This is a genomic window from Siminovitchia terrae (genome assembly GCF_003605405.2).
Classification (GTDB): Bacteria; Bacillota; Bacilli; order Bacillales; family Bacillaceae_C; genus Siminovitchia; species Siminovitchia terrae.
On sequence record NZ_QYTW02000015.1, the window covers coordinates 77,663 to 102,854 of the forward strand.

Annotated in this window: 24 protein-coding genes and 1 pseudogene; 5 read left to right on the forward strand and 20 right to left on the reverse strand. The window is 41.8% G+C overall.

The features are described 5' to 3' along the window. Nucleotides 1-336: 336 nt before the first annotated feature. The 4 genes from D5F11_RS15020 to D5F11_RS15035 form a co-directional block, all read right to left on the reverse strand. Complete coding sequence (locus D5F11_RS15020) at nt 337-2,121, reverse strand: acyl-CoA dehydrogenase family protein (RefSeq protein ID WP_120116937.1); 1,785 nt, start codon at nt 2,119-2,121, stop codon at nt 337-339. Between the two features lie 25 nt (nt 2,122-2,146). Next, nucleotides 2,147-3,322, reverse strand: coding sequence for an acetyl-CoA C-acetyltransferase (locus tag D5F11_RS15025; RefSeq protein WP_120116938.1), 1,176 nt, complete (start codon nt 3,320-3,322; stop codon nt 2,147-2,149). Between the two features lie 33 nt (nt 3,323-3,355). Beyond that, on the reverse strand, nt 3,356-5,740 hold the full coding sequence (locus D5F11_RS15030; RefSeq protein WP_120116939.1) for a 3-hydroxyacyl-CoA dehydrogenase/enoyl-CoA hydratase family protein: 2,385 nt from the start codon (nt 5,738-5,740) through the stop codon (nt 3,356-3,358). 190 nt (nt 5,741-5,930) lie between these two features. Then, nucleotides 5,931-6,848, reverse strand: a complete 918-nt coding sequence (locus D5F11_RS15035) for a proline dehydrogenase family protein (protein ID WP_120116940.1) — start codon at nt 6,846-6,848, stop codon at nt 5,931-5,933. Between the two features lie 143 nt (nt 6,849-6,991). Between D5F11_RS15035 and D5F11_RS15040 the strand changes: the two genes are divergently transcribed. Then, nucleotides 6,992-7,270, forward strand: coding sequence for a hypothetical protein (locus tag D5F11_RS15040; protein ID WP_120116941.1), 279 nt, complete (start codon nt 6,992-6,994; stop codon nt 7,268-7,270). A gap of 22 nt (nt 7,271-7,292) precedes the next feature. Beyond that, a complete protein-coding gene (locus tag D5F11_RS15045) occupies nt 7,293-7,637 on the forward strand; it encodes a spore coat protein (protein ID WP_120116942.1) in 345 nt (114 codons plus the stop codon). 402 nt (nt 7,638-8,039) lie between these two features. Here D5F11_RS15045 and D5F11_RS15050 read toward each other — a convergent pair whose 3' ends face one another. From D5F11_RS15050 to D5F11_RS15060, 3 genes are all read right to left on the reverse strand, one after another. Then, nucleotides 8,040-9,440: a sodium:solute symporter family protein gene (locus D5F11_RS15050; protein WP_120116943.1), complete on the reverse strand. Its 1,401-nt coding sequence runs from the start codon at nt 9,438-9,440 to the stop codon at nt 8,040-8,042. 159 nt (nt 9,441-9,599) lie between these two features. Next, complete coding sequence (gene speB / locus D5F11_RS15055) at nt 9,600-10,559, reverse strand: agmatinase (protein ID WP_120116944.1); 960 nt, start codon at nt 10,557-10,559, stop codon at nt 9,600-9,602. Nucleotides 10,560-10,580: 21 nt separating this feature from the next. Continuing rightward, on the reverse strand, nt 10,581-11,531 hold the full coding sequence (locus tag D5F11_RS15060) for a D-2-hydroxyacid dehydrogenase (RefSeq protein ID WP_120116945.1): 951 nt from the start codon (nt 11,529-11,531) through the stop codon (nt 10,581-10,583). 155 nt (nt 11,532-11,686) lie between these two features. On the opposite strand from D5F11_RS15060, the pseudogene D5F11_RS27455 reads away from it, so the two are divergent. Together D5F11_RS27455 and D5F11_RS15065 are read left to right on the forward strand one after the other, a co-directional pair. Then, nucleotides 11,687-11,860, forward strand: a pseudogene (locus D5F11_RS27455) (LysR family transcriptional regulator); the annotation flags it as partial. Nucleotides 11,861-11,875: 15 nt separating this feature from the next. After that, complete coding sequence (locus D5F11_RS15065) at nt 11,876-12,574, forward strand: LysR family transcriptional regulator substrate-binding protein (RefSeq protein ID WP_245998222.1); 699 nt, start codon at nt 11,876-11,878, stop codon at nt 12,572-12,574. Between the two features lie 39 nt (nt 12,575-12,613). On the opposite strand, the gene D5F11_RS15070 is transcribed toward D5F11_RS15065, so the two are convergent. From D5F11_RS15070 to rodA, 11 genes are all read right to left on the reverse strand, one after another. Beyond that, the gene (locus D5F11_RS15070) at nt 12,614-14,089 is read right to left on the reverse strand and encodes an aldehyde dehydrogenase family protein (protein ID WP_120116947.1); all 1,476 of its coding nucleotides are present in this window, start codon (nt 14,087-14,089) and stop codon (nt 12,614-12,616) included. Between the two features lie 104 nt (nt 14,090-14,193). Then, nucleotides 14,194-14,424: a phenylacetaldoxime dehydratase family protein gene (locus D5F11_RS28155; RefSeq protein WP_120116948.1), complete on the reverse strand. Its 231-nt coding sequence runs from the start codon at nt 14,422-14,424 to the stop codon at nt 14,194-14,196. A gap of 190 nt (nt 14,425-14,614) precedes the next feature. Next, on the reverse strand, nt 14,615-15,715 hold the full coding sequence (locus D5F11_RS15080; protein WP_185830719.1) for a carbon-nitrogen hydrolase family protein: 1,101 nt from the start codon (nt 15,713-15,715) through the stop codon (nt 14,615-14,617). 14 nt (nt 15,716-15,729) lie between these two features. Beyond that, entirely contained in the window at nt 15,730-16,887 is a 1,158-nt protein-coding gene (locus tag D5F11_RS15085) for an iron-containing alcohol dehydrogenase (RefSeq protein ID WP_185830720.1), read from the reverse strand. 17 nt (nt 16,888-16,904) lie between these two features. Then, nucleotides 16,905-17,066 (reverse strand): hypothetical protein, encoded by a 162-nt coding sequence (locus tag D5F11_RS26575; protein WP_185830721.1) that lies wholly within the window; start codon nt 17,064-17,066, stop codon nt 16,905-16,907. A 58-nt stretch (nt 17,067-17,124) separates the two neighbouring features. Then, the gene (locus tag D5F11_RS15090) at nt 17,125-18,540 is read right to left on the reverse strand and encodes a purine-cytosine permease family protein (RefSeq protein WP_185830722.1); all 1,416 of its coding nucleotides are present in this window, start codon (nt 18,538-18,540) and stop codon (nt 17,125-17,127) included. A gap of 36 nt (nt 18,541-18,576) precedes the next feature. Beyond that, a complete protein-coding gene (locus D5F11_RS26580) occupies nt 18,577-18,747 on the reverse strand; it encodes a hypothetical protein (protein WP_185830723.1) in 171 nt (56 codons plus the stop codon). 92 nt (nt 18,748-18,839) lie between these two features. After that, nucleotides 18,840-19,793 carry an agmatinase gene (speB, locus tag D5F11_RS15095; protein WP_120116979.1) on the reverse strand — a complete coding sequence of 318 codons (954 nt, stop codon included), beginning with the start codon at nt 19,791-19,793 and terminating at the stop codon, nt 18,840-18,842. Between the two features lie 22 nt (nt 19,794-19,815). Next, the gene (locus D5F11_RS15100) at nt 19,816-20,466 is read right to left on the reverse strand and encodes a cyclase family protein (protein ID WP_120116952.1); all 651 of its coding nucleotides are present in this window, start codon (nt 20,464-20,466) and stop codon (nt 19,816-19,818) included. 1 nt (nt 20,467) lies between these two features. Further along, the gene (locus D5F11_RS15105) at nt 20,468-21,274 is read right to left on the reverse strand and encodes a carbon-nitrogen hydrolase family protein (protein WP_120116953.1); all 807 of its coding nucleotides are present in this window, start codon (nt 21,272-21,274) and stop codon (nt 20,468-20,470) included. A 534-nt stretch (nt 21,275-21,808) separates the two neighbouring features. Beyond that, nucleotides 21,809-22,984 carry a rod shape-determining protein RodA gene (gene rodA, locus D5F11_RS15110; protein WP_120116954.1) on the reverse strand — a complete coding sequence of 392 codons (1,176 nt, stop codon included), beginning with the start codon at nt 22,982-22,984 and terminating at the stop codon, nt 21,809-21,811. A 384-nt stretch (nt 22,985-23,368) separates the two neighbouring features. On the opposite strand from rodA, the gene D5F11_RS15115 reads away from it, so the two are divergent. Further along, nucleotides 23,369-23,518, forward strand: a complete 150-nt coding sequence (locus tag D5F11_RS15115) for a lmo0937 family membrane protein (RefSeq protein WP_120116955.1) — start codon at nt 23,369-23,371, stop codon at nt 23,516-23,518. Between the two features lie 471 nt (nt 23,519-23,989). Here the strand turns inward: D5F11_RS15115 and D5F11_RS15120 are convergent, their stop codons facing one another. Both D5F11_RS15120 and D5F11_RS15125 read right to left on the reverse strand, forming a co-directional pair. Then, a complete protein-coding gene (locus D5F11_RS15120) occupies nt 23,990-24,436 on the reverse strand; it encodes a GNAT family N-acetyltransferase (RefSeq protein WP_120116956.1) in 447 nt (148 codons plus the stop codon). A gap of 421 nt (nt 24,437-24,857) precedes the next feature. Further along, nucleotides 24,858-25,043 carry a hypothetical protein gene (locus D5F11_RS15125; RefSeq protein ID WP_120116957.1) on the reverse strand — a complete coding sequence of 62 codons (186 nt, stop codon included), beginning with the start codon at nt 25,041-25,043 and terminating at the stop codon, nt 24,858-24,860. Between the last annotated feature and the right edge of the window lie 149 nt (nt 25,044-25,192).

Here is a 25,192-nt window from a genome sequence, read left to right on the forward strand (position 1 = left end):
ATGAAATTTATTTTTTGGATAAGAACTAAAATATTACCTGCACAAAACAACGAAGCAATTTGTAGAGTGGTGCGTAGAAAATAATACAAAAACTTCTTTCTTTCCGATTAAACTAAGTCCGAGGACAATCCATTTGATCCAGATTCATCTAATTTAGCTTGAACGCAAAAACGAGCGGGCCTCCCGGCCCACTCGCTCCAATCAAATTCGCCTTGGCGTATTTGCGCCCAGATTTTATCGAGCTCTGCTCGATAAATTTCCTCTGAAAATCTGTGGCATCCACCGGAGGCTTTAACTTTACCACTTACTGAAGTGGGAGACCTCTGCTGAATAAAGTTAAACTACATATTTTTCTGCTACAATCAACTGCTCGGCAGCTTCCCTCTTTTTCGCGATGATATTAATAGGTGTATGACGTGTCAACCTGCGAAGGGCAGAGTTCATCATGCGGAATGTATCTCCTTCTTCAATTGCAGCCAGACTTTCTCTCGCCATTTGTTCTACTTTCACGATGGAGTCCTGGCAGAAAATTTCAGTATAAAGGAGCTTCTGCCCATTTTTTTCTAAACCGCTGCGATTAATCGCTTTTTCCGTTCTAAGAACCACCGACTCCATTGCATAGGCAAGTGAAACAATATCAGCAATTCTAGAAAGAATCTCCTGTTCGTTTTCCAATGCTTTTCCATACTTCTGAGCAGCAAGCCCCGCAATCATGAGGGCTGCTTTCTTAGCCCCACCCGTCAATTGCTTTTCCTGGGCTAGCGGTTCATCTCCAGGCTCTTCCGGCATAAGCATCATCAATTCTTCCTGAAGAGTTTGGGCTTTTTCAAGAAGCGGAAGTTCTCCCTTGAATGCCTTGCGCAAATAGGTTCCCGGAACTAGAAGGCGGTTGATTTCATTCGTCCCCTCAAAAATACGGTTGATTCTCGAATCACGGTACGCTCGTTCAATCTCATACTCCTCCATAAAGCCGTATCCTCCATGGATTTGCACTCCTTCATCCACAACATGATCAAGAACTTCCGTCCCAAAAAACTTGTTTAACGAACATTCGATAGCATATTCGGCAATTGATTTCGCTACTTCCGTACCATCTTTGATCTCTTCACTACTAAGACGGCTCATTCTGTCTTCAAATAGACCCACTGTCCGATAGACCGAGCTTTCAGCAGCATAAATTTCCGAGCCAAGTGCACCGAATTTTTCTTTTGTCAAATTGAACTGGGAAATTGGTGTCTTGAATTGTTTCCGCTGGTTGGCATATTCCAAAGTGATTTCAAGCGCTCGCTTGGAAGCACCTACAGCACCTACCCCGAGCTTATAGCGGCCGATATTTAAAATATTGAAAGCGATCCGGTGGCCATTTCCGGCTTCACCAAGCAGATTTTCAACAGGAATTTCTGCATCCTCTAAAATGAGAGTACGGGTCGACGAGCTCTTGATTCCCATTTTCTTTTCTTCCGGTCCAGTTGATACTCCAGGATATTCCCTTTCAACAATGAATGCTGAAAAATGTTCCCCATCCACTTTTGCATAGACGATGAATACGTCCGCAAACGCCGAGTTGGTGATCCACTGCTTTTCTCCATTTAAAATATAATGAGTTCCGGCTTCGTTTAACTTCGCTGTCGTTTTTGCCCCTAGCGCATCAGATCCTGACCCCGGCTCTGTCAAAGCATACGCAGCGAGGAGTTCGCCAGTCGCCAATGAAGGCAAATACTTCTGTTTCTGCTCATCAGTCCCGAACAGAACTATTGGAAGTGATCCGATTCCGACATGCGCGCCATGGGAAATTGAAAAACCCCCCGCTTTTGCCATTCTTTCCGCAATTAAGGCAGAGCTCACCTTATCAAGCGCCAATCCTCCATATTCTTCTGGAACATCGGCCCCCAAGAGTCCAAGTTCCCCGGCTTCTTTTAACAGTTTGACAGAACGGTCAAATTCATGATTTTCCAGATGCTCCACCTGTGGTATTACTTCGTTTGTTACAAAGTCATCCGCTGTTTTCGCAATCATTTTTTGCTCATCAGTGTAATCTTCCGGAGTGAACATTTGATCAGTAGAAATATCCTCGATTAAAAATGCCCCGCCCTTAATCAATTTTTCTGTTCCTTTAGTCATTGCTCATTCCTCCATTTCATTTTGCTCAAACAAGCTCAAATACACCAGCCGCACCCATGCCGCCGCCGATACACATCGTCACAACGCCAAACTGCACTTGCCTCCGCTTCATTTCATGGGCGAGTGTTAATGTCAGCTTTGCACCTGTACATCCAAGTGGATGACCAAGAGCAATGGCTCCCCCGTTTACGTTTACGATCTCTTCATTAAGGTCCAGCGTTCGAATCACCTGAATGGCCTGAGACGCAAATGCTTCATTTAACTCGAACAGTCCGATATCAGCCAATTCGAGTCCTGCGATTTCCAATGCCTTCGGTATCGCTGCAACCGGACCGACCCCCATGATCTCCGGTGCAACACCCGCAACAGCAAACGAACGGAATTTTAACATCGGTTCAAGCCCGATAGAATACGCCTTCTCCCGGTCCATCACCATTACCGTTGCCGCCCCATCGCTCGTTTGCGAGGAGTTCCCCGCTGTGACTGAACCCGTGACAGAGAACGCAGGACGAAGCTTTGACAAAACTTCCATGTTAGTATCTGGACGGACACCTTCATCCTGGGAAAATTGTATATGTTTCTCTTTCAACCTATGATCTGGTCCAACCGTTCTCGCAATTACATCGACCGGAACAATTTCATCATCGAATTTTCCTTCAGCAATTGCCTTGGCTGCTTTTTGATGGCTGCGGACTGCAAAAGCATCCTGATCCTCCCTAGATACGCCGAATTGTCTAGCAACCTCCTCGGCTGTATGTCCCATGCTCATATAATATTCGGGAGCCGATTCCACAAGCTGTAAATTCGGCCTGACGACATGCCCCGTCATCGGTAAAAGGCTCATCGATTCAGCGCCCCCGGCAATGATTGTATCTGATGATCCCACCATGATCCTTTCGGCAGCGTATGCAATCGACTGCAGGCCTGAGGAACAAAACCGGTTAATTGTAATACCCGGAACATCATCAGAAAGACCCGCAAGCCCTCCAATATTCCGTGCCATATTCAATCCCTGCTCAGCTTCTGGAACAGCGCAGCCAATAATGACATCATCGATATTCCCTTCATAATTGCCTGCCCGCTTTAAAGTTTCTTTTACAACCAGCGCCCCTAGATCATCTGGACGCGTATGGGCGAGCGTCCCTTTTTTCGCTTTGCCGACCGGCGTTCTTGCACCGGCCACGATGACCGCTTCACGCATAAATGATCCTCCTCATTTCCTCATAAACTTTGGTCAGTTTCTTAATGGCTTCCCTTTGACAAGCATATGTTGCATGCGCTGCTGTGATTTCGGCTCAGCTACAAGACTCAGGAATGCTTCCTTTTCAAGATCTAGTAAATACTGCTCATCCACCATTGTTCCGTAAGGGACTTTTCCGCCTGCAATCACATACGCCAATTTTTTTGCTATTTTCATATCATGCTCAGAAATATAGCCTGACAGTTTCATTGCTTCTGCACCAAGCAGCAATGCGGCGTATCCAGTCTCTCCTGTAACCGGGATCTTTTCTCTCACCGGTGGTTTATATCCTTGTTCATGTAAGGACAAAACAGCCTGTTTCGCATCGTAAATGAGATGATCTCCATTGACAGATATCCCATCCGCTTGATTCAAAAAGTTATTTTCCACCGCTTCTTCAGCTGAAGTGGACACTTTTGCCATAGCGATTGTTTCAAACACTTTGTTCGCCACTTGCTGCAAATTAAACTCCACGTTATTATCCATACTCTTTAATGTTTTTATATAAAGCTCTTTATTACCGCCGCCCCCTGGAATGAGCCCGACACCTGTTTCAACAAGACCCATATATGTTTCCATGGACGCCTGGATGTGCGCAGAAGGAAGGCAAACCTCTGATCCTCCGCCAAGCGTCATGCCGAATGGCGCGGTCACAACTGGCTTTTCACTATATTTGATTTTCATCATCGCCTGCTGGAACTGCCGGACGACCATATCCACTTCGAAAATGTCATCATCCTGGGCTGCCATTAATATCATGGCAATATTTGCTCCCACACAGAAGTTCTTCCCTTGGTTTCCAATGATAAGCCCTTTGTAGTTCCTTTCTGTTTCTTCAATGGCATAATTGAGCATTTGAATGATATCAAAACCGATCGCATTGCTTTTTGAATGGAATTCAAGCAAAAGCACTTCGTCTCCGACATCTATGACACTTGCTCCTGAATTTTTCTTTAACACTTTCCCCTGCTTTTTCAAAAGCTTCAAATCTATTACTTTAGGATTCTTTGGAATTTCTTTATATTCACCATTTGAAAAATAATACTCGATTCCGTCGACTTCCTTATAAAAAGAAGTATGGCCGCCATCAAGCATATCCTTCACCCAGCCAGGGACCTTAATTCCTTCCTGTTCCATTTTTGCAACAGAATTCTCCAATCCGATGGCATCCCAGGTTTCAAAAGGTCCTAGCTCCCAACCGAATCCCCATTTCATCGCCTGGTCAATGGCAACAATGTCATCTGCGATTTCACCGAGAAGCTCAGCAGAAATTGCCAGTACTGGCGCAGTAATATTCCAAAGTAGCTTCCCTGCCGGATCTTCCGAATACATAAGCGCTTTCATTTTCCGCTTTGTTCCCTTTTCCTGTTTTGCCAATTCCAGTCCAGGTGTTTTAAACTTCTTCCGCGGTTCATATTCGAAAGTCTCAGGATTGAGCTGCAGGATCTCTTTTCCTTTTTTTACATAAAAACCTTGCCCAGACTTGCTTCCAAGCCAGCCTTTTTCACGCATTTTGTTCATAAAACCTGGAACCTCAAACACTTCTTTCTCTTCGCCATCCACCAGTTCATACACGTTGTTAGCGACATGAATGAAGGTATCAAGACCAACGACATCGAGTGTTCTGAACGTGGCACTTTTCGGCCTCCCAATCAATGTACCTGTGATGGAATCCACTTCACCAATGCTGTATCCACCTTTTAACATTTCTCTGACAGCTATGAGAAGGCCATATGTCCCGATGCGGTTCGCAATGAAATTCGGTGTATCTTTGGCAACGACGACACCCTTACCCAGCACATCTTCCCCGAACCTTTTCATAAACTCGAGCACTTCAGGAGCAGTTTTTTGTGTCGGAATGACTTCCAATAGCTTTAGATAGCGTGGTGGATTGAAAAAGTGAGTTCCAAGAAAATGCTTTTGGAAATCATCGGACCTTCCTTCAGACATGGCTTCAACAGAAATACCTGAAGTGTTGGAACTGATGATTGAACCTTTTTTTCTACAATGATCGATCTGTTCAAACACTTTCTGTTTCACTTCAAGATTTTCAACCACTACTTCAATGACCCAATCCACATCTTTTAGTTGATCCAAATCATCTTCGAGGTTTCCGGCTGTAATCAGATTCAAGTTTTTCTTACTTGCAAGAGGTGCCGGCTTTTGCTTCAACAATCTTTTCAAAGCTTCTTCCGTATTCCTGTTTCGCACTTCCCTGTCTTCCAGCGTAAGCCCTTTTGCCTTCTCTCTTGCTGTCAGCTCCTTTGGAACAATATCCAGGAGCAGAGTGGGAATCCCAACGTTAGCCAAGTGTGCAGCTATGCCGGAGCCCATGACTCCTGAACCAAGGACTGCCGCCTTTCGAATTCGAAATGACAATGCAATTTCCTCCTTTTGAACTTTGAATGAACACTCATTCATTTTGTCTTTAAAAAAAAGCTCATGAATGAAATGAGTCCTGTTAACTATTAATATAACGGAATTGAAAGATTTTCGCAATCATTTCTAATTAAAAATTCAAAAAATATTGTTTGGATACTTTGTCTACATTGTAGATATACACCGCAACTCACTTTTTAAACATTCCTTTTAAAATAAAGGAGACGTTGGCCGGCCGCTCAGCAAGCCTTCGCATGAAATAACCATACCAATCGGTTCCATATGGGACATAGACCCGCATCGTATAACCTTCTTTTGCAAGCTCCAGTTGGCGTTCACTCCGGATGCCATATAGCATTTGAAACTCGAACTGATTATTCGGGATGTCATTGTCTTTTACAAATTGCTTCGTGAATTCAATTATAGCATCGTCATGTGTAGCCACTGCCGTATAATGTCCATGCAAAAGATGCATTTGAATCATTTTTTTATAATTCTCGTCAACGTCCGATTTGTCAGGAAAAGCAACTTCGGATGACTCCTTATACGCTCCTTTGACGAGTCGCAGATTGGGTGCGTACGCATCTAGCTCTTTCATATCTTCAAATGTACGGAAAAGATAAGCTTGGATGACAGTTCCGATATTGTCGTATTCACGACTGAGCTGTTTGAAAATCTGAAGAGTTTTTTCACACCGCTCATAATCTTCCATATCAATGGTGACAAATACCTTATTCTTATTTGCAGCGTCCATGATCTCCCTCATATTGGCCATGACAAAGTCATCGGAAATATCCATTCCCATCGACGTAAGCTTAAGAGACATTTGCGAATCAAGTTTTTCACGCCCAATTACCTCGATCGCATTAATGCAATTGTCCACCATGCGCCTCGCTTCCTTTTTGTTGTCAACGAATTCCCCCAAGTAATCAATCGTCACCTTCAACCCTTTTCTATTCAGCTCTTTGATGACAGCAACTGCCTGCTCAATTGTTTCACCAGCAACAAATCTAGCTGCCCCGAATCGAAGGCCATATTTTTTCGCCGTCCTTGTAAGGAATTTATTTTTTGACAAAAACAAAAAGAAATTGCGCATTACCTTTTCCATGAAATATGCCCCCTTAAGAACGTGAGTCTGAGTATCACCGCTATCCTATGCTATCTTCATTTTTGTTTAGCATTTGCATATTGCATGAATAAAAATCCTCCGCGCACACAAGCTATTTTTGTAAAGTCCAAGGAGGGAAAAAAATGCAAAATCAGCAAATGAATCCACAGCAAATGCAAAATCAGCAGCAGCCAATGATGCAACAGCCGCCGCATGTCATTACAACAAAAGATCTCTCTTATATTAATGATATGTTGGCGTGGAACCTGCTGGCAATGAAAAAAGCACATTTTTTTGCACAGCAGTGTCAAGACCAGTCAATCAAAATGGAAATTGAAAAATGCGGACAAATGCACCAGCGTCATTACGAAATGCTGCTAGCACACCTGCAGGAAAAACAGCAGAACAACAAAATCATGTGATTGAAAGGAGACCGCCACTTAGATGAATAACCAAAACCAACCGAGTCAAAAAATCCAAAACCCGGCCATGCAAGTTCCAAAGACACCGCAGATGAACGATCGAGATTTCATCAATGACATGCTGGCAACGGAAAAATATATGACAAACAGCTACGCGGTTGCTCTTCACGAAGCAAGCCACCAACACCTCCATGATGACTTGCTTACCATATTCAATGAAACCCAGCACGCACAGCGAAGCCTGTTTGAACACATGTTCAAAAACGGCTGGTATACCTTCGATGCGGAGAGCGAGCAAAAAATCCAGCAATCTTACCAGCAGCACGCCGGATACTCGAATCAATTCCCTTATGGTGGGGTTCAATGAATAAGGAAAGCAGACCTCGACGGGTCTGCTTTTTTTGATGGATCGATGAGGGAAGGTTGATTCGTAGAACCGTTCGACCAAACAGGTAGTTTGGAGATATACCTGAGAATTGTACGCCTAGCCCATGAATTACACGAATTAACCTGCGAATTGAACGGATCCCTTTTTCAACAAACCGATTATTTTTCACGATTTTAACTTCATTCAGCAGAAGTCTCCCACATCTGTAAGTGGTGAGATAAATGCCTATTGGTATTCCATTCAGTGGGGGTTCAAACCCCGGCTGAATAAAGTTAAAGCCTCCAGCGGATGCCACAGGTTTTCAGAGGAAATTTATCGAGCAGAGCTCGATAAAATCTGGGCGCAAATACTCCAAGGCGCATTTGATTACTTAGGGCCGGGTCAACCGACCTTCATACCAGCTTCATTATCCGCTTTTTTAGAGGGGATAAATGAAAGCAGTATGATTGTGACAAAACTTACCACTAAGCCGTAAATAATTGGTTCAGTAGCAGTGATTCCTAATATTGCCAAACCCCCAAGAATAACTGCTGCACTTAAAATAATGGAATAGAAGGCTGCACGCGCATTGACTTTCCTTGAGATTAAACCGAATATGACCGGAATGAATAGTGCACCTGACAATACCGCGTATGCCACGTCCAAGGCTACTAGTATATCTTGGATCCAAATGGCACAAACGATAGAGAAAACCCCAATTCCCACAGTTGTCATGCGGGAAACCTGGATAAAGTTTTTATCACTTATATTCGATTTAAAGAATCTTCTGACAATATCGTTAGATATGAGTGTTGAACAGGCAATGATTGATCCTGATGCTGTTGACATGATTGCGGCAGCAACACTCGCCAAAACGAGCCCCAGCACACCTGGAGGCAAAGAGATCATAGCCATCTCGGCAAAGACATTCTGGCTATCTTCGATATTTGGCAGCACAATAAAAGCACACATTCCGATGATGGCCAAAACGATTGCGTAGGCATAGGCGTAGAGTCCAGCCGCCACTGTACCGTATTTAGATACTTTTGGAGTTTTTGCAGTGAACAACCGCTGCCACATATCTTGACCAACCATCATCCCAAGTGTAAACAAGATAAAATATTGAAAGATACGATCTCCGCCGATATTGCCAAGATCGAAAAAGCCGGAAGGCAAGCCCGTAGTTAGAGCACCAAAGCCACCAGCCTTGGAAAGACTGAGCGGAAGCATGAGAAGGAAAACACCTACAGTCATCACAACAAACTGAACAATATCAGTCATCGTAACAGACCACATTCCTCCAAGTATCGTATATAAAAAGACAATTCCTCCGCCAACGATAATGCATAGTGCCAAGTTCCATCCCAACCATACATTCAGCAAGGAACCGATACCGATCATTTGAACGACCGTCAACATCAATGTATAAATAGTAGCAACAATTGCACTGACCAATCTTGTCTCTTTGTTATATCGCTTTTCAAGCATTTCGCTAATTGTCAGCACTTTGAATTGGGATATTTTCTTTGTTAAAAAGATTCCGAGAAAGATTACTCCCGTACCAATTGCACCTACCATCCAAATTCCGGAAATTCCGAATTCATACCCCAACCTGGCTGTACCGATTGTTGATGCCCCGCCAAGTATAACAGCGGCCAAACAGCCGAGATACATGAATAAACTCAAATTCCGGCCAGCCACCAAATACTCCTCCGAGTTCGTTGCCCGCCTTGCTCCATAAATCCCAACTCCAGCAATTACTGCAAAATAAAGAATAATGATAGCGATGTCAATTGTTCCCAAGATAATCCCCCTTTTCATTTACATAGATATTCTCTATATTATTCGCAATATTACGAAATATAGAATCGCTTCTGTCCGTTTAGAAATCACTGTTTCTTACCGAATCAATAGCCAGCTTCTAACGTTTGGAGAAACCCGGCTTCATGCCGGGCACTCCAACTACATATCCGTGACTGCTCTTTTTTTATTCAATGCAGCTAAACACATCATTTCAAACATGACGTTCGCTGCTAGTGCAGATGTAATCTCGCCATGATCGTAGGCAGGAAGGACTTCCACCACGTCAAACCCGATAAATGGAATATCCGTCAATTGCCGCAAAATTTGAAAGGCTTCCCGCGGAAAAATACCATTGACCTCAGGCGTTCCTGTTCCTGGAGCAAAAGCTGGGTCAATGAAGTCCACGTCAAAAGAAAGAAATACGCGTTGCCCCTGGACTCTATTTTTTATTGCAGAAATAAGTGAAGGTATCCCCATTTCCACCAATTCATCTGTTGTAATCACTTCAAACCCTAATTCTCTTGATTCGTCATATTCATTAAGACTGTTGATTGGCCCGCGCATCCCTACTTGAATAGAACGAGATGGATCAATCAACCCTTCTTCTACTGCCCGTCTAAAAGGGGTGCCGTGCGTATACTTTTGTCCAAAGTAGCTATCCACTGTATCTGTATGGGCATCAAAATGGAGTAATGAAACCGGTCCATAATGTTTAGCAGCTGCCCGCAGCTCTCCCAAAGAAATCGAATGGTCCCCGCCCATAACAATCGGAACAATTTCTTTTTCATACATAGGCGACAGTACATCCACCATATTTTCATATGTTTCCTGAATAAATCCCGGAACGATCGGGATATCTCCATAATCTACAGCGGAGACATAATCGAATATATTAATCTTGTGATAATTGGAGGAACAGCGAACCAAAGATGAGAAGTTACGAATCGCTTGCGGCCCAAGCCTTGCTCCTGTGCGAAATGTTTGTCCAGTGTCAAAGGGAACACCAACAACTGCCACATCCACTTCATCTAAAGTTTTCACGTGGGGTAACCTCATAAAAGTACTGATTCCGCTAAAACGCGGCTGTGAAAATGTTGGATCTTGTTTATACTTCACCATGCTTTCTCCCTTTCTTTTTGTTCAATTAAAAGTAACTTTATTTACCATGTTATCAAGTTGCCTCTTTTGATAACACTTGTAGTTATCAAGGAATAGGTTGATTGCCCGATTCATATACATCTTCGTCCTGGCAGAAGCATGCGGAGTAACAAGCACGTTTTCCATTGACCAAAAAGGGTGCCCTGTCTTAAGCGGCTCCTCTTTAAATACGTCTAAGGCGGCTCCTCCTATTTTTCCTGCTTTCAGAGCTTTTAATAAATCCTCTTCAATGACCAAGTCTCCCCTGCCTACATTTATAAAAATCACCTGATCTTTCATTAAGCTGATGATTTCTTGGCCTATTAAATGGATTGTTTCCTTCGTTGATGGAAGGATACAGCAAATATAATCACATAACGGAACCATTTCTTTTAATTGATCTATTTTATATACTTGGTCGAATTCAGCCGGACGGCGTCCGCTGCGATTCACACCAATGACATTCATTCCAAATACTTTTGCTTTTTCAGCGATATCGCTTCCAATTGAACCGGTTCCAAGAATACCTAGAGTTTTTCCGTAAACTTCGAACATTTCTTGAGTGTATGACCAACTCATTTGATCTTGTAATTTACGAAACTCTGTAATTCTTTTTGCAAAATGCAGGATGGCACCAAGCACATATTCGCTGATTGGAATAGCATGAATTCCTTTGGAGGAAGTAACAAGAATATCCCTATCTTTGATCACACTTTGTGGCAATTGTTCCGTTCCACTGCTCAATACGTGAATCCACTTTAAATTCGGCAGCTGCTCTAATTCTTCAGCATTAACTTCATCATCAAAATTTCCGTAGGTTAAAAGATATTTTGTCTCATATTTTTCAGAGGATTTAAGCATCTGAATTTTCTTTTGAACTACTTTACAACCCGTTTCTTTTATCACCTTCTTTATTATTTCATTGGATATATCAGAAGTTGTGCAAACAATCACCCGATTACCCCCTTCTTTTTAAAAATAGCATGAGAATTTTCTGTTGAGAAATCGAGATTACTTATCGTATGCATAGCATCTTTCGATACTTCACCTTCTGAATCTTGGCAACTATGATAATATGATATAAAGATAGAAATATAGGAGAGGTTTCAATGGAACTAAGGAACTTAAAAACGTTTCAAGTAGTAGCAGAATGTCTAAACTTTACAAAAGCTGCGGAAAAGTTAAATTTTACGCAGCCCACGGTGACGGCCCAAATTCAATCGCTTGAAAGGGAATTAAATCAATTATTATTCTTTCGAGCTGGCAGAAAAAACCATTTGACCCCCGCAGGAAAACTGTTGAAAAAATACACCGATGACCTTTTCCATATAGTGGACGAAATGGAAGCTGCTTTTCTAGAGCTTGAAAAGCCACATGGCTACCTTAAAGTTGCTGCACCTGAATATTATTGCATCAACTACTTTCCTATAGTTGTTTCTGAATTTTTAAAGACATTTCCTGATGTGCATATTAATTTAATTTCATGTAATAGTGACGATGTTTTAAAAGGTGTTGCAACCAATACTTACGATTTGGGTATCATTGCTGGTGAAGTTTCAAAAAGCGACATTAACAACATCATCTTGGATGAAGAAGAGCTTTTGTTAGTTATTTCGAAGAATATATTTGAGCAAGATGAAATTAATCATATATTAAATACACTTCCCTTTATCAGGTTTAGAATTGGAGTTAACTTTCAGTCGGTGATTAATCAATATATACAACAATCCAATTTTTCCCCAAGAAAAGTTATTGAGATTGGAAGTGAAGAAGCTATTAAGCGGGCTGTATTAAATGGTACGGGCTATGGACTGCTCTCCAGTAATCTGATAAAAAAAGAAATTCAAAGCGGAGAACTCACACCTATTCAATTGACGAATCAAAAAATCAGCTTTAAAACTTCCCTAATTTATTTAAAGAAAAACGAAGAAAAGGGTGTACTTAAATCTTTCAGCGACGTAATTGAATCTTTATGGACAAAAGCGGATACAATATAAAACTCAACAATGCATCAGCACTGTTGAGTTTTCGCTTTTTTAACTTTTGAACCATCCCGCCATGCCAGGGTTCATATTATTATTAATCTGTTTGACTTCCTGGAAGTCCTCCAACCCATACGTTCCAAGGCTGCGCCCTATGCCGCTTTGTTTATAACCGCCCCACGGCGCTTCCACAAATGTAGGATGGTAGGTGTTAATCCAAGTAATGCCTGCACGAAGCTTCTTGATAACACGCAAAGCGCGGGCCCCGTCACTGGTAAACACACCGCCGGCCAGACCATAATCAACGCCGTTGGCCAATTCAAGAGCTTCTTTCTCATCCTTAAACTTTTGGATTGTCACAACAGGTCCAAAGATTTCTTCCTGTACAATCCGCATGTTCTGTTTGACATCTGTAAAAACTGTTGGCTCAATGAAGAAACCTTTGTCCATGCCCCTGTTCATGATTCGATTGCCGCCGGCTCTTAGGACAGCGCCCTCTTCCTGCCCAATCTTGATATAGCTCAAAATATTTTTCATTTGTCTTTCACTCACTATGGGGCCCATTTCTACGCCCTCTTCATTCCCGGGACCGACTTTGATGTTTTTGGCACGTTCGACGAAGCGATCGACAAACTGGTCATATATTCCTTCCTGGACAAGAATGCGACTTCCCGCAGAACATACTTGTCCGGCCCCAAAAAAGATTCCAAATAATGCCTGGTCGACTGCGATTTCCAAATCCACGTCATCAAAAATCATATTAGGAGATTTTCCGCCTAGCTCAAGTGAGATTTTTTTCAAATTCCCTGTTGCAGCCTGCATGATTTTCCTTCCTGTCTGTGTACTGCCAGTGAAAGAGATGGCATCTACATCATGGCTTTCCGCGACCGCCTGTCCAATAACCCCTCCTTCGCCTAATATCATGTTTGCAACACCCGCCGGAATGCCAACCTCTTCCATGATTTCAAACACTTTTATAGCTGTGACAGGGGTGATTTCTGCAGGTTTAAATACGATCGTATTTCCGGCAGCAAGGGCTGGCGCAATTTTCCAGACACTCATAAGCATGGGAAAGTTCCACGGAACAACCAGCCCAGCCACTCCTACAGGCTCCCGGACAACCATCGATTGAATATCGGGGTCAGGAACCTCAAACGTTTCTCCGCCAGGCGTCGTAATTAAACCTGCATAATAACGGAAACAAGCCACCGCATCTTCCATATCAAACTCAGCTTCACCACGAGTTTTTCCATTATCCAACACTTCCAAGTCAACGAGCTCTTCAAATTGTTCCTCCAATTTGTCGGCAATTTGATAGAGATATTTCGCCCGTTCTGCCGCAGTCAGTTCTGACCAGATTCCGCTATCAAAGGCCTTTCTAGCTGCTTGAATGGCTGCTTCCGCATCCTCTATCGTTCCTTCTGCAGCCTGGGCAATTACTTCTCCATTGGCAGGATTGATAATATCGCGGACAGCCTTATTGCTTGAATCTTTCCATTCGCCGTTAATATACATCCTTAATTTCATCATCGGTTTCCTCCTGTTTCCGTTAAATAAGCTATACCTGGACATTTTATTACAACTTTTTATAATTACCTGTATAAGACAGTGCCATACAAGGTTTCCATCTACCTTTACCAGTCATTAAAGGCAGCTAATAGCCCTGTGTCATGTTGGCAATAGCTATAAAAAGTCTCGACATCCTCACTTTTAAGAACACTGACTTCGTGCCACAAGTTAATATCTGACTCCCATTTTGCCTTTTTAGGATCAAAATATGTGTTAAATATAGAAAGATGGGGAGGGTGTGAAGAATCCCACTTTTCAAGGCTTTTTCCTTGAAGCGAGAATTGCTCGAAAACAATCGATCAACATCAGCCGGGAAAACAGCAGTATAAGAATCATTAATTGTTTAATGGTTATTAGGCATGTATTTTCTTGGTATGATTCATCCCTCCTTATACACTCAGTTGGGCCTCAAGCTGCCGGGACACCATTTTATCGCCAAATGGAGAGAAGAGAGGGGGAATAGCCGCCTCTCTTCAGAAGTCCCCATTACTTTAACTTACTTGTAAGTTCCAATAATTGTGCCTTGATTTCTTGCAACGCTGCCTCATCGTCTGGTTGGGATGTCTTAACCATCTCGGTTAAGTGTTTATATTCAGTGTTATTATAAGAAAGTTGTACTAAATCAGGCCGAGAATAATGCCCCAAAAGGTCAAAACCATTTTTGGCAGCTTTTATCATTGTTCCATCTAATTCTGCAACGATAAGAGCTTCTTTATCATATACCGGCTCAACAACATAGCACCCAAATGGATCAACGATTGAGCTGCCGCCGTTGGCCCAGTCCCAGTTTGTTTTGTCTTTATAAGGGAAATCATCCGGCACTTCATCAGCTGGCTGATAACCACATGCACTTATGACAAATGTCTGTGCCTCAAAGGCATGGGCCCTGATTGCCGGTTCAACATCGCTGGTATTATAAGACTGTGGATTTTTTGATTCTCGGTCAACATAAGTCATATCTTCCGTTGGAAGCCCACTCCATGTCCCCGGCCAATTGGCAATGTGAATTTCCTCTCCTTGCAAGGCTAATAGTGCTCTGATTAATATCATATGGTTTTCCCAGCAAACTAAACCGCCAATACGGCCAATATCCGTATCATATACTTTTAGATTATCTCCGCCGCCGCCCATACCATGAAAGCATCTTTCCTGGTTGGTCGGCACTACTTTTCGATGCCTTCCATATAAATTGCCATTTCTATCAAAATAAAGCATCGTGTTGTAAAGCGTACGGGAACCTACCGCATCATCCAGCTCCGTACACCCCATGTTTACATGAACATTTGCTTGTCGGGCCGCCTCTGCCAACAAAGCAGTGTCTTTGGACCCCACAACAACTGATTCCTCTTGAAACTTCACATGGACATCAAACCAATCAGTTGATGGATCGTTATATCCCTGCTGCCAGTATGGAAAAGCCGGAATAAATGATTCCGGGAAAACAACAATATCTGCTCCTTCATTGCCTGCCTTGTGAATGTATTCTATTGCCTTTTCGATTGTCCTTTTTTTATCTAAAAAAACCGGCGAAACCTGAGCTATTGCTGCAGTAATTTTATCCTTTCCTCCGAATATTGCTTTACTCAATGGTAACACTCCTTTTAATGGTTGCTATTATATGCATTTTTAATAATGGTTAAATAATCTTCCACCGTTAAGCTTCTTACATTATCTGCATCCATTGGTGTTTCTTTAGAGGTTTTTGCTAGTTTAGCAAAATCTTTCGGATCTACAGCAGGAAGGTCTGAAAACTTTGGAATTCCTACCTTTTCTACCATTTCAAACAATAACTTAGCGCCTTCTTTACTGGCCTCACGCACCGGCAGGTTTTGGTCAACCCCCAGTGCGTAAGCCACATCTGCATGTTTCTCTAAATTTGCTTCCATGTTAAATTCGAAGACATATGGAAGGAATATAGAGTTTAATACACCATGTGGAGCGTCATACAAACCGCCAGCCGCTTCGGAGATACAGTGTACACTGCCCACATTGGACTGACTAAAAGCGATTCCTGCCATTAAACTGGCACTTAGGATATTCTCACGTGCCTCCATATTGGCTCCATTTTGAACAGCTTCTAAAAAGTAGTCTTTTATTAGCCTAATAGCATGCAAAGCTAGAGCATCTGTCACTGGCGATGAAGATCTTGAGGTATAAGCCTCAATGGCATGCGTTAAAGCATCCATACCTGTGCTTGCCGTAATACTTGCTGGAAGGCCCTTTGTTAGTTCAGGGTCTAATAATGATAGTTTAGGCGCAATCCGATCATCTACAATCCCCATTTTCACTTTTCTTTCAGTGTCTGTAATAACTGCTATGTTCGTAGCTTCACTGCCTGTTCCAGCTGTAGTTGGTATACAAATTAATGGAGTAATATCCCGCTGCAGCGTGTTATCGCCTTCCCAATCATTAATTACTCCATCATGTGTTAACAGTATACCTAACGCTTTTGCCGTATCTAGTACACTTCCACCACCTACAGCAATAATTCCATCAACATTATTCACCCTTGCAAAGTCAGCTGCTAAACCGCAGTATTTGTCTTTAGGATTCGGCTGCACATCGTCATACACAGCAAAATCTATATTCTCATTAGTCAAGCTTTCAATGATTCCTTGCAATAAACCTGCTTTGTTAATGCCTTTGTCTGTCAATATTAAGGGCTTACTAATGCGATATAAAGGTAAAAATCCAGCTACTTGTCTGACTATGCCTGTTTTTAGAACAATATTTGTTGGTAAGTTAAACTGAAAATTCATCATACTCCTCCTCAATTTCACAATCTATACATCAAATGCACCTTGGCATATTTGCGCCCAGATTTTATCGAGCTCCGCTCGATAAATTCCTCTGAAAATCTGTGGCATCCGCCGGAAGCTTTGACTTTATTCAGCCGAGGTTTGAACCCCCACTGAATGGAATACCAATATGCATTCATCTCTCCACTTATAGCAGTGGGAGATTTCTACTAAATGAAGTTAATATTAACATCTCTATCAACCTGCATTTTTTTCAATATCAGTTTTACTATGATATCCACCCATCCCTTTTGGAATAACGAAAAATTTTGTTATCACGTAATATAGGATGCCGGCTAAAAGCATTGCTGGCAATGTGGCAGAGGCATAATCAAAGAATGTTGACCCTTCAAGACTAATCGGGTCCAATATTAAAAAGTAAGCAATTGTGGAAATAGCTACTGATATAATTGGTGTAAAATTGTACCCTCCCACAAAATCATAAGGCTTTCCGGGTGTATCCAAATAAAGAGCCCTCATATCTATTTGCTGTTTACGCAATAAATAGTAATCCACAAACATGACTGTCGATAACGGGCCAAACACCGTTCCGCATGCCGCTAAAAAAAGACTAAAGTTGCCATATATTGCATCAGGGAAGAAGACAAACACAGCTGTACATGCTAAAAATAGCAGTGTTAAGTTCTCCCATTTCATATTTCTAAAGAACTTGATCTGTTTTAAAGCCATACAAGTAGAGAAGACAAGCGATGTCATAGCAGTAACATTAGCAAATGAAATAATGATCAAAGCGACCAAACCTAGGATTGCTCCACCTATTGGAATCATCCAAGCAGTAGGATCGCTATCACCAATGGCCAGTCCAGCCAATAGTCCGATCATCGTTCCCAACACTGCACAAATATTAACCCCAATCATATTTGGCCATAAGGCAGCCCTCTCCGATTTTGTTAACCGGGTCAGTCCCCCCATAATGGGCCACCAGGAAAATCCAGAACCAAGGCCAAGCTCAAAGGCAACAATATAGTTGTGTAAATCATTGGGAAAAGGGCTTATTGGTTGCAGCGCTAACATCTCACCAAAGCTGTATTGCTGGGACAGCATGTAAAACATAACAATTAACATAGTTACCAACAACGGGGCTACAATTCGGTTTAACCAATTGATGGAATTGGAACCCCTTGAAACAATTATCCAGCTTATCACTATGGCAATAAGGGCAAAAATTGTAACAGCCGTGTTAGAGACAGCTGGCGTATTTGTTATAGCACCATAAGCATTACTGCTTGCCTTTCCAAACATTACAGCTAATGTGGCTACCCATCCAAATTCTACAATAACCATTAATATTACTGGAATCTTGGTTCCCTTTTTTCCAAATATACTTCGTAAAAATATATATTGGTCAATCCCGTACCTACTTGATGGAATGGCATTTGACAAAGCTACAAAAAGAACAGAGATGGTATTTCCTGCTAATGTGGCAATTAATCCCATTTTTAAACCTACAAAAAGCGATAATGTACCTCCAATTAAAAAACACCATGTTGCAATAGCAAGACCAATATTCACCATTGAAAAGTCAAAGCTTCCCCAAGTCCTTTCTTTGGGAAGTAGTGGCAAAAGATCGCTTTGTCCATTAGATTTTTCCACTTGATAATGCACCTCTTTCATGTTTAAACAATTTTTTTATAAAATCCGCCCGAAAAGTAATAAAAAAATGGCCATAATACTAATTATTCCTATCAAAATATAATCGATGCTGCTTAACCTTTTATCAGGTGTATCTGCATTGCTTATTATTTCAATTCTTTTCTCCACTTCTTCCAGAAATTCTTTATCGAATTCAGAAGTATTCATGCTTCTATCCCTCCACAATCAAAATTTATTTGTCTTGAAAGCTATTACAATTTACATGAAGGATCATTCGGAGATTTGTTGACCTTGCTTCATCAGCAGCTTTCCTTCTCCCGCCTCTTCTTCAAAGCAATCAACGTAATCATCTCGTATATAACCGCCGAAGCAAGCACCGCGGTAATTTCATTCGCATCATAAGTCGGAAGCACTTCCACCAAGTCAAATCCGACAACATCCAACCCGTCCAATCCACGGACGTATTCCAGCGCTTCGTAGCTTGTCGGTCCCCCAACTTCAGGTGTACCTGTCCCTGGTGCAAACGCCGGATCGACGAAATCAATGTCGTAAGTGACAAATACCGGGCGGTCTTTCACACGTTCATGAATTCTCTTCATCACATGGTCAAAACCAATCTGACGAACTTCCTTCATCGGAATGACTTCAAAACCTAGGTCCCTCGCGTCTTCAATATCGCCAGGTCCGTATAAAGGCCCTCTCATGCCAACCTGGATGGAGTGCTCCATATCCAGCAGCCCTTCTTCGGCTGCACGTCTAAACGGAGTGCCATGCATATATTTTTCTCCGTAGTAATGCTCCCATGTATCGCCATGGGAATCGAAGTGGACAAGCGCAATCTTTCCAAATTTTTTATGGAAAGCACGTAGATTTCCCAGTGTGATAGAGTGATCCCCACCCATAATGACAGGGATTACATTCTTCTCAAGAAGCGGGGTAAGTCCATCAACCATGCTGTCGTAAGTGCGGAGTGCGTTTCCTGGGATGACATTAATATCCCCATAATCGACTCCTGAGCAATATTCGAATATATCGATATCCATATCTGGATTATACGGACGCAGCAGCACGGAAAAATCACGGATATGCTGAGGGCCGAAACGCTGTCCAGTCCGGTTGGATGCTGCCGTATCAAAAGGGACGCCAAGAACTGCGAAATCTATATTATCTGTTGTCCTTACTTGTTCCAGCCTCATAAAAGTCCTGTTGCCCACAAAGCGTGGGGATTGTGATGAGTCTTTTGGTTTGTACATTGGCATGATTATAGTCCTCCTGTTAGTAAAGTTTTATCGCTATAGCACGCACCGGTGATCCATCTCCGTTTGAGATTTTTAAAGGCAGGGCGATAATCAACGGATTTTCAAACGTGATTTGATCAAAGTTAGTAAAATTTTCTCCGATAATTCCGTTCACCACGGTGATAGCTTCATGGGCCGGAAACTCGCCTCCATTTGGCTGATCAATGTTTAACGCATCTATAAAAAATGTACGGACACCAAGGTCAAGCATTTTCGCAATAACCTCTATATCTACATAAGGGTGGTTGAAATATCTTTCTTCTCCAAGATACTTTGTCCAGCCCGTGTGGAATAAAGCCACTTTTCCCGGCCCAAGCTTATCGAAATATGGTGCGGCATCATCCATTGTTACCGGCTCGCCGCCCTTTTTATGGGTTGCCGGGATGATAACACCTTCGCCCATAAAGTTATCCAATGGCAAGCGATCAATCGTTTCTCCTTCATCCCTGAAATGATAGGGGGCATCTACATGTGTCCCTGTGTGAGAGCCGATATCCAGAAAGGATGTATTATAACCATCTTTTTTGATTGTTGTCGCCGAGCGCATATTCGGTTCGGGATCCCCGGGAAAGATGGGGAGATCATTGTTCAATGGCAAAGATAAATCCACTATCTGTTTAAACTTCATCTTAATCTCCCTTCCATTGAATCGTATATAAATCCGATCGTTCATCGGAACGCATCGAATAAAATGTTTCTTTAAGTTCTTCTCTTTTCTCAATATTTATCTCTGCGAAGGCTAAACTGCTTTCTTCTGTTACTTTTCCGCTTATTATGCCTCCATCCGGGCCATAAACAGCAGACCTTCCAAAAAATTGAATATCCTCGTCATCGCCGGTATAGTTGCATGTAGCCAAATAAACTGTATTATCCATTGCCCGTGCCGCCGCCATACGGCAGTAAGAACCTTCATAAGGCCTCTCCCATGCACTAGGAGCGAGAATGACATCTGCCCCTTGTTGTTCAAGCAGACGAGCCAACTCCGGAAAGGCCATGTCCCAGCAGATCATAAAGCCGAAAGTGCCCAGCTCAGTCTTTACGGTAACAAGTTTGTCACCCGCCGAAAAAAGATGCTTTTCCAAAGGCGTAAGGTGCATTTTCTGATAAGTCGTCAAAAGTTCTCCTGCTGGGCTGATTAAATTCATTGAATTAAATACCTTGCCATCCTTTTTTTCAATAAAACCATAACCAATGTACAATTCGAACTTCTTTGCCAATCGTGACAAGAAGCTGAAAGAGGAGCCATCCGCCGGTTCCGCTTTATTCGCCACATGATCTTCAGAAAATACATAGCCGGATGCAGCTGCTTCCGGAAACAAAATGAACTTTGTTTCCGGATTTTCCTGCATACAACAATTGATATGGGATTCCATCAAATGCAGATTATCACCAACGTTAAAATCATCTTGAACAACAGCCAGCTTCCATTTTGTCATGCCGTTTTTTCACCTTCCACCTTCTCTATTGAATTTGAACGCATCACTTTTGAAAGTACAACATAAGGATCCCAGATACAAAGAACGTAAGAACCATCGAACCAATTGCCAGTGGACTTACATATGTGAAGAAAAGGGCAAAAGCAGCGCTCAATACATAGGCAACGTATGCTGCCGGATCAACCTTTTACATAGCTGCCTGCAAACGAGCCATCTTCATTCTCCCTATTATTCACCTGAATATATTTTTGCTTTCTTGCTTTTGAATAAACGTTGCAAAAAACGTGCCAACAAAAAAACAATTGGGTTAGAAGGCGTTTACATTTTCTTTTAATTTGTTTTTGAATTAAATGATGTAAATTCGATGCGTTATTGAATTTTAATTCAATGTTGAATCAAATATATGATATTTTTCAAACAAAATTGCAAGCACTTGTCCATCGACAGGTAGAATGTAGTACATCCCGCACGACAAAAAACGTATCTAACCCTCTTAACAAATAAAGAGCGGCCCGCTAAGCGAACCGCCCTTACTCAATCATTTGAAGAAAACATATACTTTTTAAAATGGTAACGGATAGACATGATGATCCCGATCGCAAGCATATTAGAAAGCAGCGAACTCCCCCCATAGCTAATGAAAGGAAGCGGAATACCTGTAATCGGCAAAAGTCCAATGGTCATACCGATATTTTGAAAAACGTGAAATGTAATCATCGAGATAACCCCGACGCAAATATAGGAATAAAAAGGATTTTTCGTATCAAGACCGACTCTTGTAATCTGATAAATCAGCAGGAAAAAGAGACTGATGACGATGCTTCCGCCTATAAAACCGAACTCCTCCCCAAGCGTACTGAAGATAAAGTCCGAATGACTTTCCGGCATGTATACTTCCCTGTTTCCAAAGCCTTTTCCACTTGTCATCCCCGAACCGATCGCCTGCAGCGATTTTACAAGCTGGAATCCTTCATTCGACTGATACGTGTACGGGTCGAGCCAAGAATAGATCCGTTTGAATTGATATGGTTTTACGCCAAAATACTTTAAATACTGCGGCATTTCAATCGCAATATAAAGAACCGTTCCTCCTAACAGGGAAACCCCTGAAAAAATAGGGACCAATAGTTTCCATGTGATTCCTGATACGAGAACCATTCCCAGGAAAATGGCCAAGAATACAAGAGAAGTTCCGAGGTCCGGCTGCTTTAAAATAAATAACACAGGCACTGCTATCGCAAATCCAAGCTTGAGCAATAGCCAAAAATCCGTTTTCGTCGTTTTATGGATAAACTTCACATGATGATCCGTAGCTATTCTAGCCAACACCAATATCGTAAATACTTTCATGAATTCCGATGGCTGAATGGCTCCAACTTTAGGTATGAAAAACCAGCTTTGTGCGCCGTTTACCCTTTTTGTAAAATCAATATTGTCAGGTGAAAGAATTAGAACAATCAGCATAAAAAGCCCAATTCCATATAAGTACCAGGAGATTTTTCTTAGCTGTTCCGAGTCAAACTGCATGACAAAAACAGCAACAAATGATCCGAGTGTATACCAAAACACCTGCTGAAGGACGAAGTTTTGTTTATATTGCCCTGTTGTCTGGGCGCTATAGATAATGATCAAACTCGCGATCATCATCAGCATTAAAGTTAATATGATCCCGTAATCGATTTTGGGAATTTGTCTTCTCTGTGAGGTCATTCCAATTCTCCTCTTTAATGAAAAAATAACGCTGTAGCCATCTTAACATTATACTGAATGATGAATGATTTAAAAAGCAACAAATTATGTCGATTTCCGACAAAAACACGAAAATCGGGAAATTTTTTTAATAGCACATTTTATTTTCGTCAATAAGTTCAAAGGCTACTACCTTACTTTAACATAAAACAATGCCAAGTTTCCGATCAGCTATTTTTATTACTTCCTCTAACCGCTCCCTTAAACGGAATGGAAATCCAATATTTTCCCTTTTTGTCATATAACTATCGACATCCTTCATTTACCAAAAAGAGAATGTTTTAAATCACCTTTCACCAGGTAAACATAAAATAGCTAGGACCCAAAGGAAGGGAAGTGAAACGAATGCTTTGGACAATCATTGGTATATTGATTGTATTATGGATTCTAGGCCTTATCGCCAAGATCGGCGGCGCACTCATTCATATTCTGCTTGTAGCGGCCGTCATCATCTTTATCGTTTATTTGGTTATGAGGAGAAATAACGCAAGGTAATATGAAAGACTCAAGCGCATCGGCTTTAAACTGAGTCCAATGCAAAAATCCTTGGTCAGTTCGAGAAAATCATCCTACTCACAAAAAGGCTGTACTGCGGCTGGATGAAGTTTATAGGTATAAAGACCCTCATGCATTATAAAGGAGAGTCAGCACAAAGTACTGAAAAAGGATGAGCAAACACCCTGTTCATCGGTTAGTCAAAGTATATTCACAAGAAGAATAAAAACCGGGCCGTCTAAAAAGCCCCTAAAATGAATCAGCCGAAGAAATTTCTCCGGCTGATGTTGCATTTTGGACAGCTACCTCCGCCAATCGTGACTGTTTTGACTGAAAGCCGTTTAAGATGGGTACCTTTCGCTACCAATCATTACCGTTTTAACTGCAAACCACTTAAGTTAGGCATCTTTCTTCACTCATAAAACAATAAAGAAACGGGAGCTTACTTTTCTGGACATCCCCGTTTCATGCTTATTCAAATTTCAGGAGCATATCAGCATGCGGAATTCCCTCGTCCAAATACACTTCTGAAACCTTTTCAAATCCGAAAGAACCATAAAAAGATAGTAAATATTCCTGGGCCTGCAACCTGACCGCCTTTACCTTCAGTTCTTCCCGAATAAAATCAATAGCCCTAGTCATCAATTCACCAGCCAAGCCGCGTCCTCTGTATGCCTCTTTTACCAATACTCTTCCTATGGACAGCTCCTGATACGTAGTACCTGCCGGCAGTATCCGAGCATAGGCAGCAATCTCCTTTCCATCGCAGGCATAAATATGGTAGGAAGTCTGATCAAAATTATCAAGCTCCCTGTATGGGCATTGTTGTTCCACAACAAAAATATCCACACGCTCTCGCAATATGCTATATAGCTCATCAATGGTCATTTCTTCAAAAGCTTTTAATTTCCACTCCATCCGCGGTATCCCTCTTCATTATTATTTTATTGAATTATAACACACTTCATTTTGCTTCCATTCATAGCGATTGGTTATTTTGGGGGCTTTATGAGTGCTATGCTTAATTGAATGATCACAAGTTTAATAGACCTTTCTTACGTTGGTGCTATCATTAACCAAACACGAGAGCTCTTATTTTCTATGACGCTTCTAGTAGAAAGCCAAACAAATGCGCCTTGGCGTATTTGCGCCCAGATTTTATCGAGCTCCGCTCGATAAATTTCCTCTGAAAATCTGTGGCATCCGCCGGACCTTTGACTTTATTCAGCCGGGGTTTGAACTCCCGCTGAATAGATTACCAATATGCATTCATCTTACCACTTGTAGAAGTTGGAGATTTCTGCTGAATGAAGTTAAACTTAAATACAATCATATTTCTCTAAAAAAGTGCATATTTTACTATGACTGAATATATATCAAATGCGCCTTGGCGTATTTGCGCCCAGATTTTATCGAGCTCCGCTTGATAAATTTCCTCTGAAAATCTGTGGCATCCGCCGGAGGGTTTAACTTTATTCAGCCTGGGTTTGAACCCCCACTGAATGGAATACCAATATGCTTTCATCACACCACTTACTGAAGTAGGAGACTTCTGATGAATGAAGTTAAGCCTATACAACATCCTTCATCAGTCCTAGGAATAGACCATACGGCTCATGTGTTTAAATAGAAAGATTGATATAGTGAAAATAACTTTTTTTCAACACCTACAAT

Excerpts from the sequence above, each read along its gene's own strand:
- D5F11_RS15085 (WP_185830720.1), bottom strand. The coding sequence starts at position 16,887 with ATGAATTTTCAGTTTAACTTACCAACAAATATTGTTCTAAAAACAGGC.
- D5F11_RS15115 (WP_120116955.1), top strand. The coding sequence starts at position 23,369 with ATGCTTTGGACAATCATTGGTATATTGATTGTATTATGGATTCTAGGC.
- D5F11_RS26575 (WP_185830721.1), bottom strand. The coding sequence starts at position 17,066 with ATGAATGCATATTGGTATTCCATTCAGTGGGGGTTCAAACCTCGGCTG.
- rodA (WP_120116954.1), bottom strand. The coding sequence starts at position 22,984 with ATGACCTCACAGAGAAGACAAATTCCCAAAATCGATTACGGGATCATA.
- D5F11_RS15025 (WP_120116938.1), bottom strand. The coding sequence starts at position 3,322 with ATGCGTGAAGCGGTCATCGTGGCCGGTGCAAGAACGCCGGTCGGCAAA.
- D5F11_RS15045 (WP_120116942.1), top strand. The coding sequence starts at position 7,293 with ATGAATAACCAAAACCAACCGAGTCAAAAAATCCAAAACCCGGCCATG.
- D5F11_RS15125 (WP_120116957.1), bottom strand. The coding sequence starts at position 25,043 with ATGAAAGCATATTGGTATTCCATTCAGTGGGGGTTCAAACCCAGGCTG.
- D5F11_RS15070 (WP_120116947.1), bottom strand. The coding sequence starts at position 14,089 with ATGATGAAATTAAGGATGTATATTAACGGCGAATGGAAAGATTCAAGC.
- speB (WP_120116979.1), bottom strand. The coding sequence starts at position 19,793 with ATGTACAAACCAAAAGACTCATCACAATCCCCACGCTTTGTGGGCAAC.
- D5F11_RS15020 (WP_120116937.1), bottom strand. The coding sequence starts at position 2,121 with ATGACTAAAGGAACAGAAAAATTGATTAAGGGCGGGGCATTTTTAATC.
- D5F11_RS26580 (WP_185830723.1), bottom strand. The coding sequence starts at position 18,747 with ATGAATACTTCTGAATTCGATAAAGAATTTCTGGAAGAAGTGGAGAAA.
- speB (WP_120116944.1), bottom strand. The coding sequence starts at position 10,559 with ATGGTGAAGTATAAACAAGATCCAACATTTTCACAGCCGCGTTTTAGC.
- D5F11_RS15040 (WP_120116941.1), top strand. The coding sequence starts at position 6,992 with ATGCAAAATCAGCAAATGAATCCACAGCAAATGCAAAATCAGCAGCAG.
- D5F11_RS15105 (WP_120116953.1), bottom strand. The coding sequence starts at position 21,274 with ATGACAAAATGGAAGCTGGCTGTTGTTCAAGATGATTTTAACGTTGGT.
- D5F11_RS15100 (WP_120116952.1), bottom strand. The coding sequence starts at position 20,466 with ATGAAGTTTAAACAGATAGTGGATTTATCTTTGCCATTGAACAATGAT.
- D5F11_RS15035 (WP_120116940.1), bottom strand. The coding sequence starts at position 6,848 with ATGGAAAAGGTAATGCGCAATTTCTTTTTGTTTTTGTCAAAAAATAAA.
- D5F11_RS15120 (WP_120116956.1), bottom strand. The coding sequence starts at position 24,436 with ATGGAGTGGAAATTAAAAGCTTTTGAAGAAATGACCATTGATGAGCTA.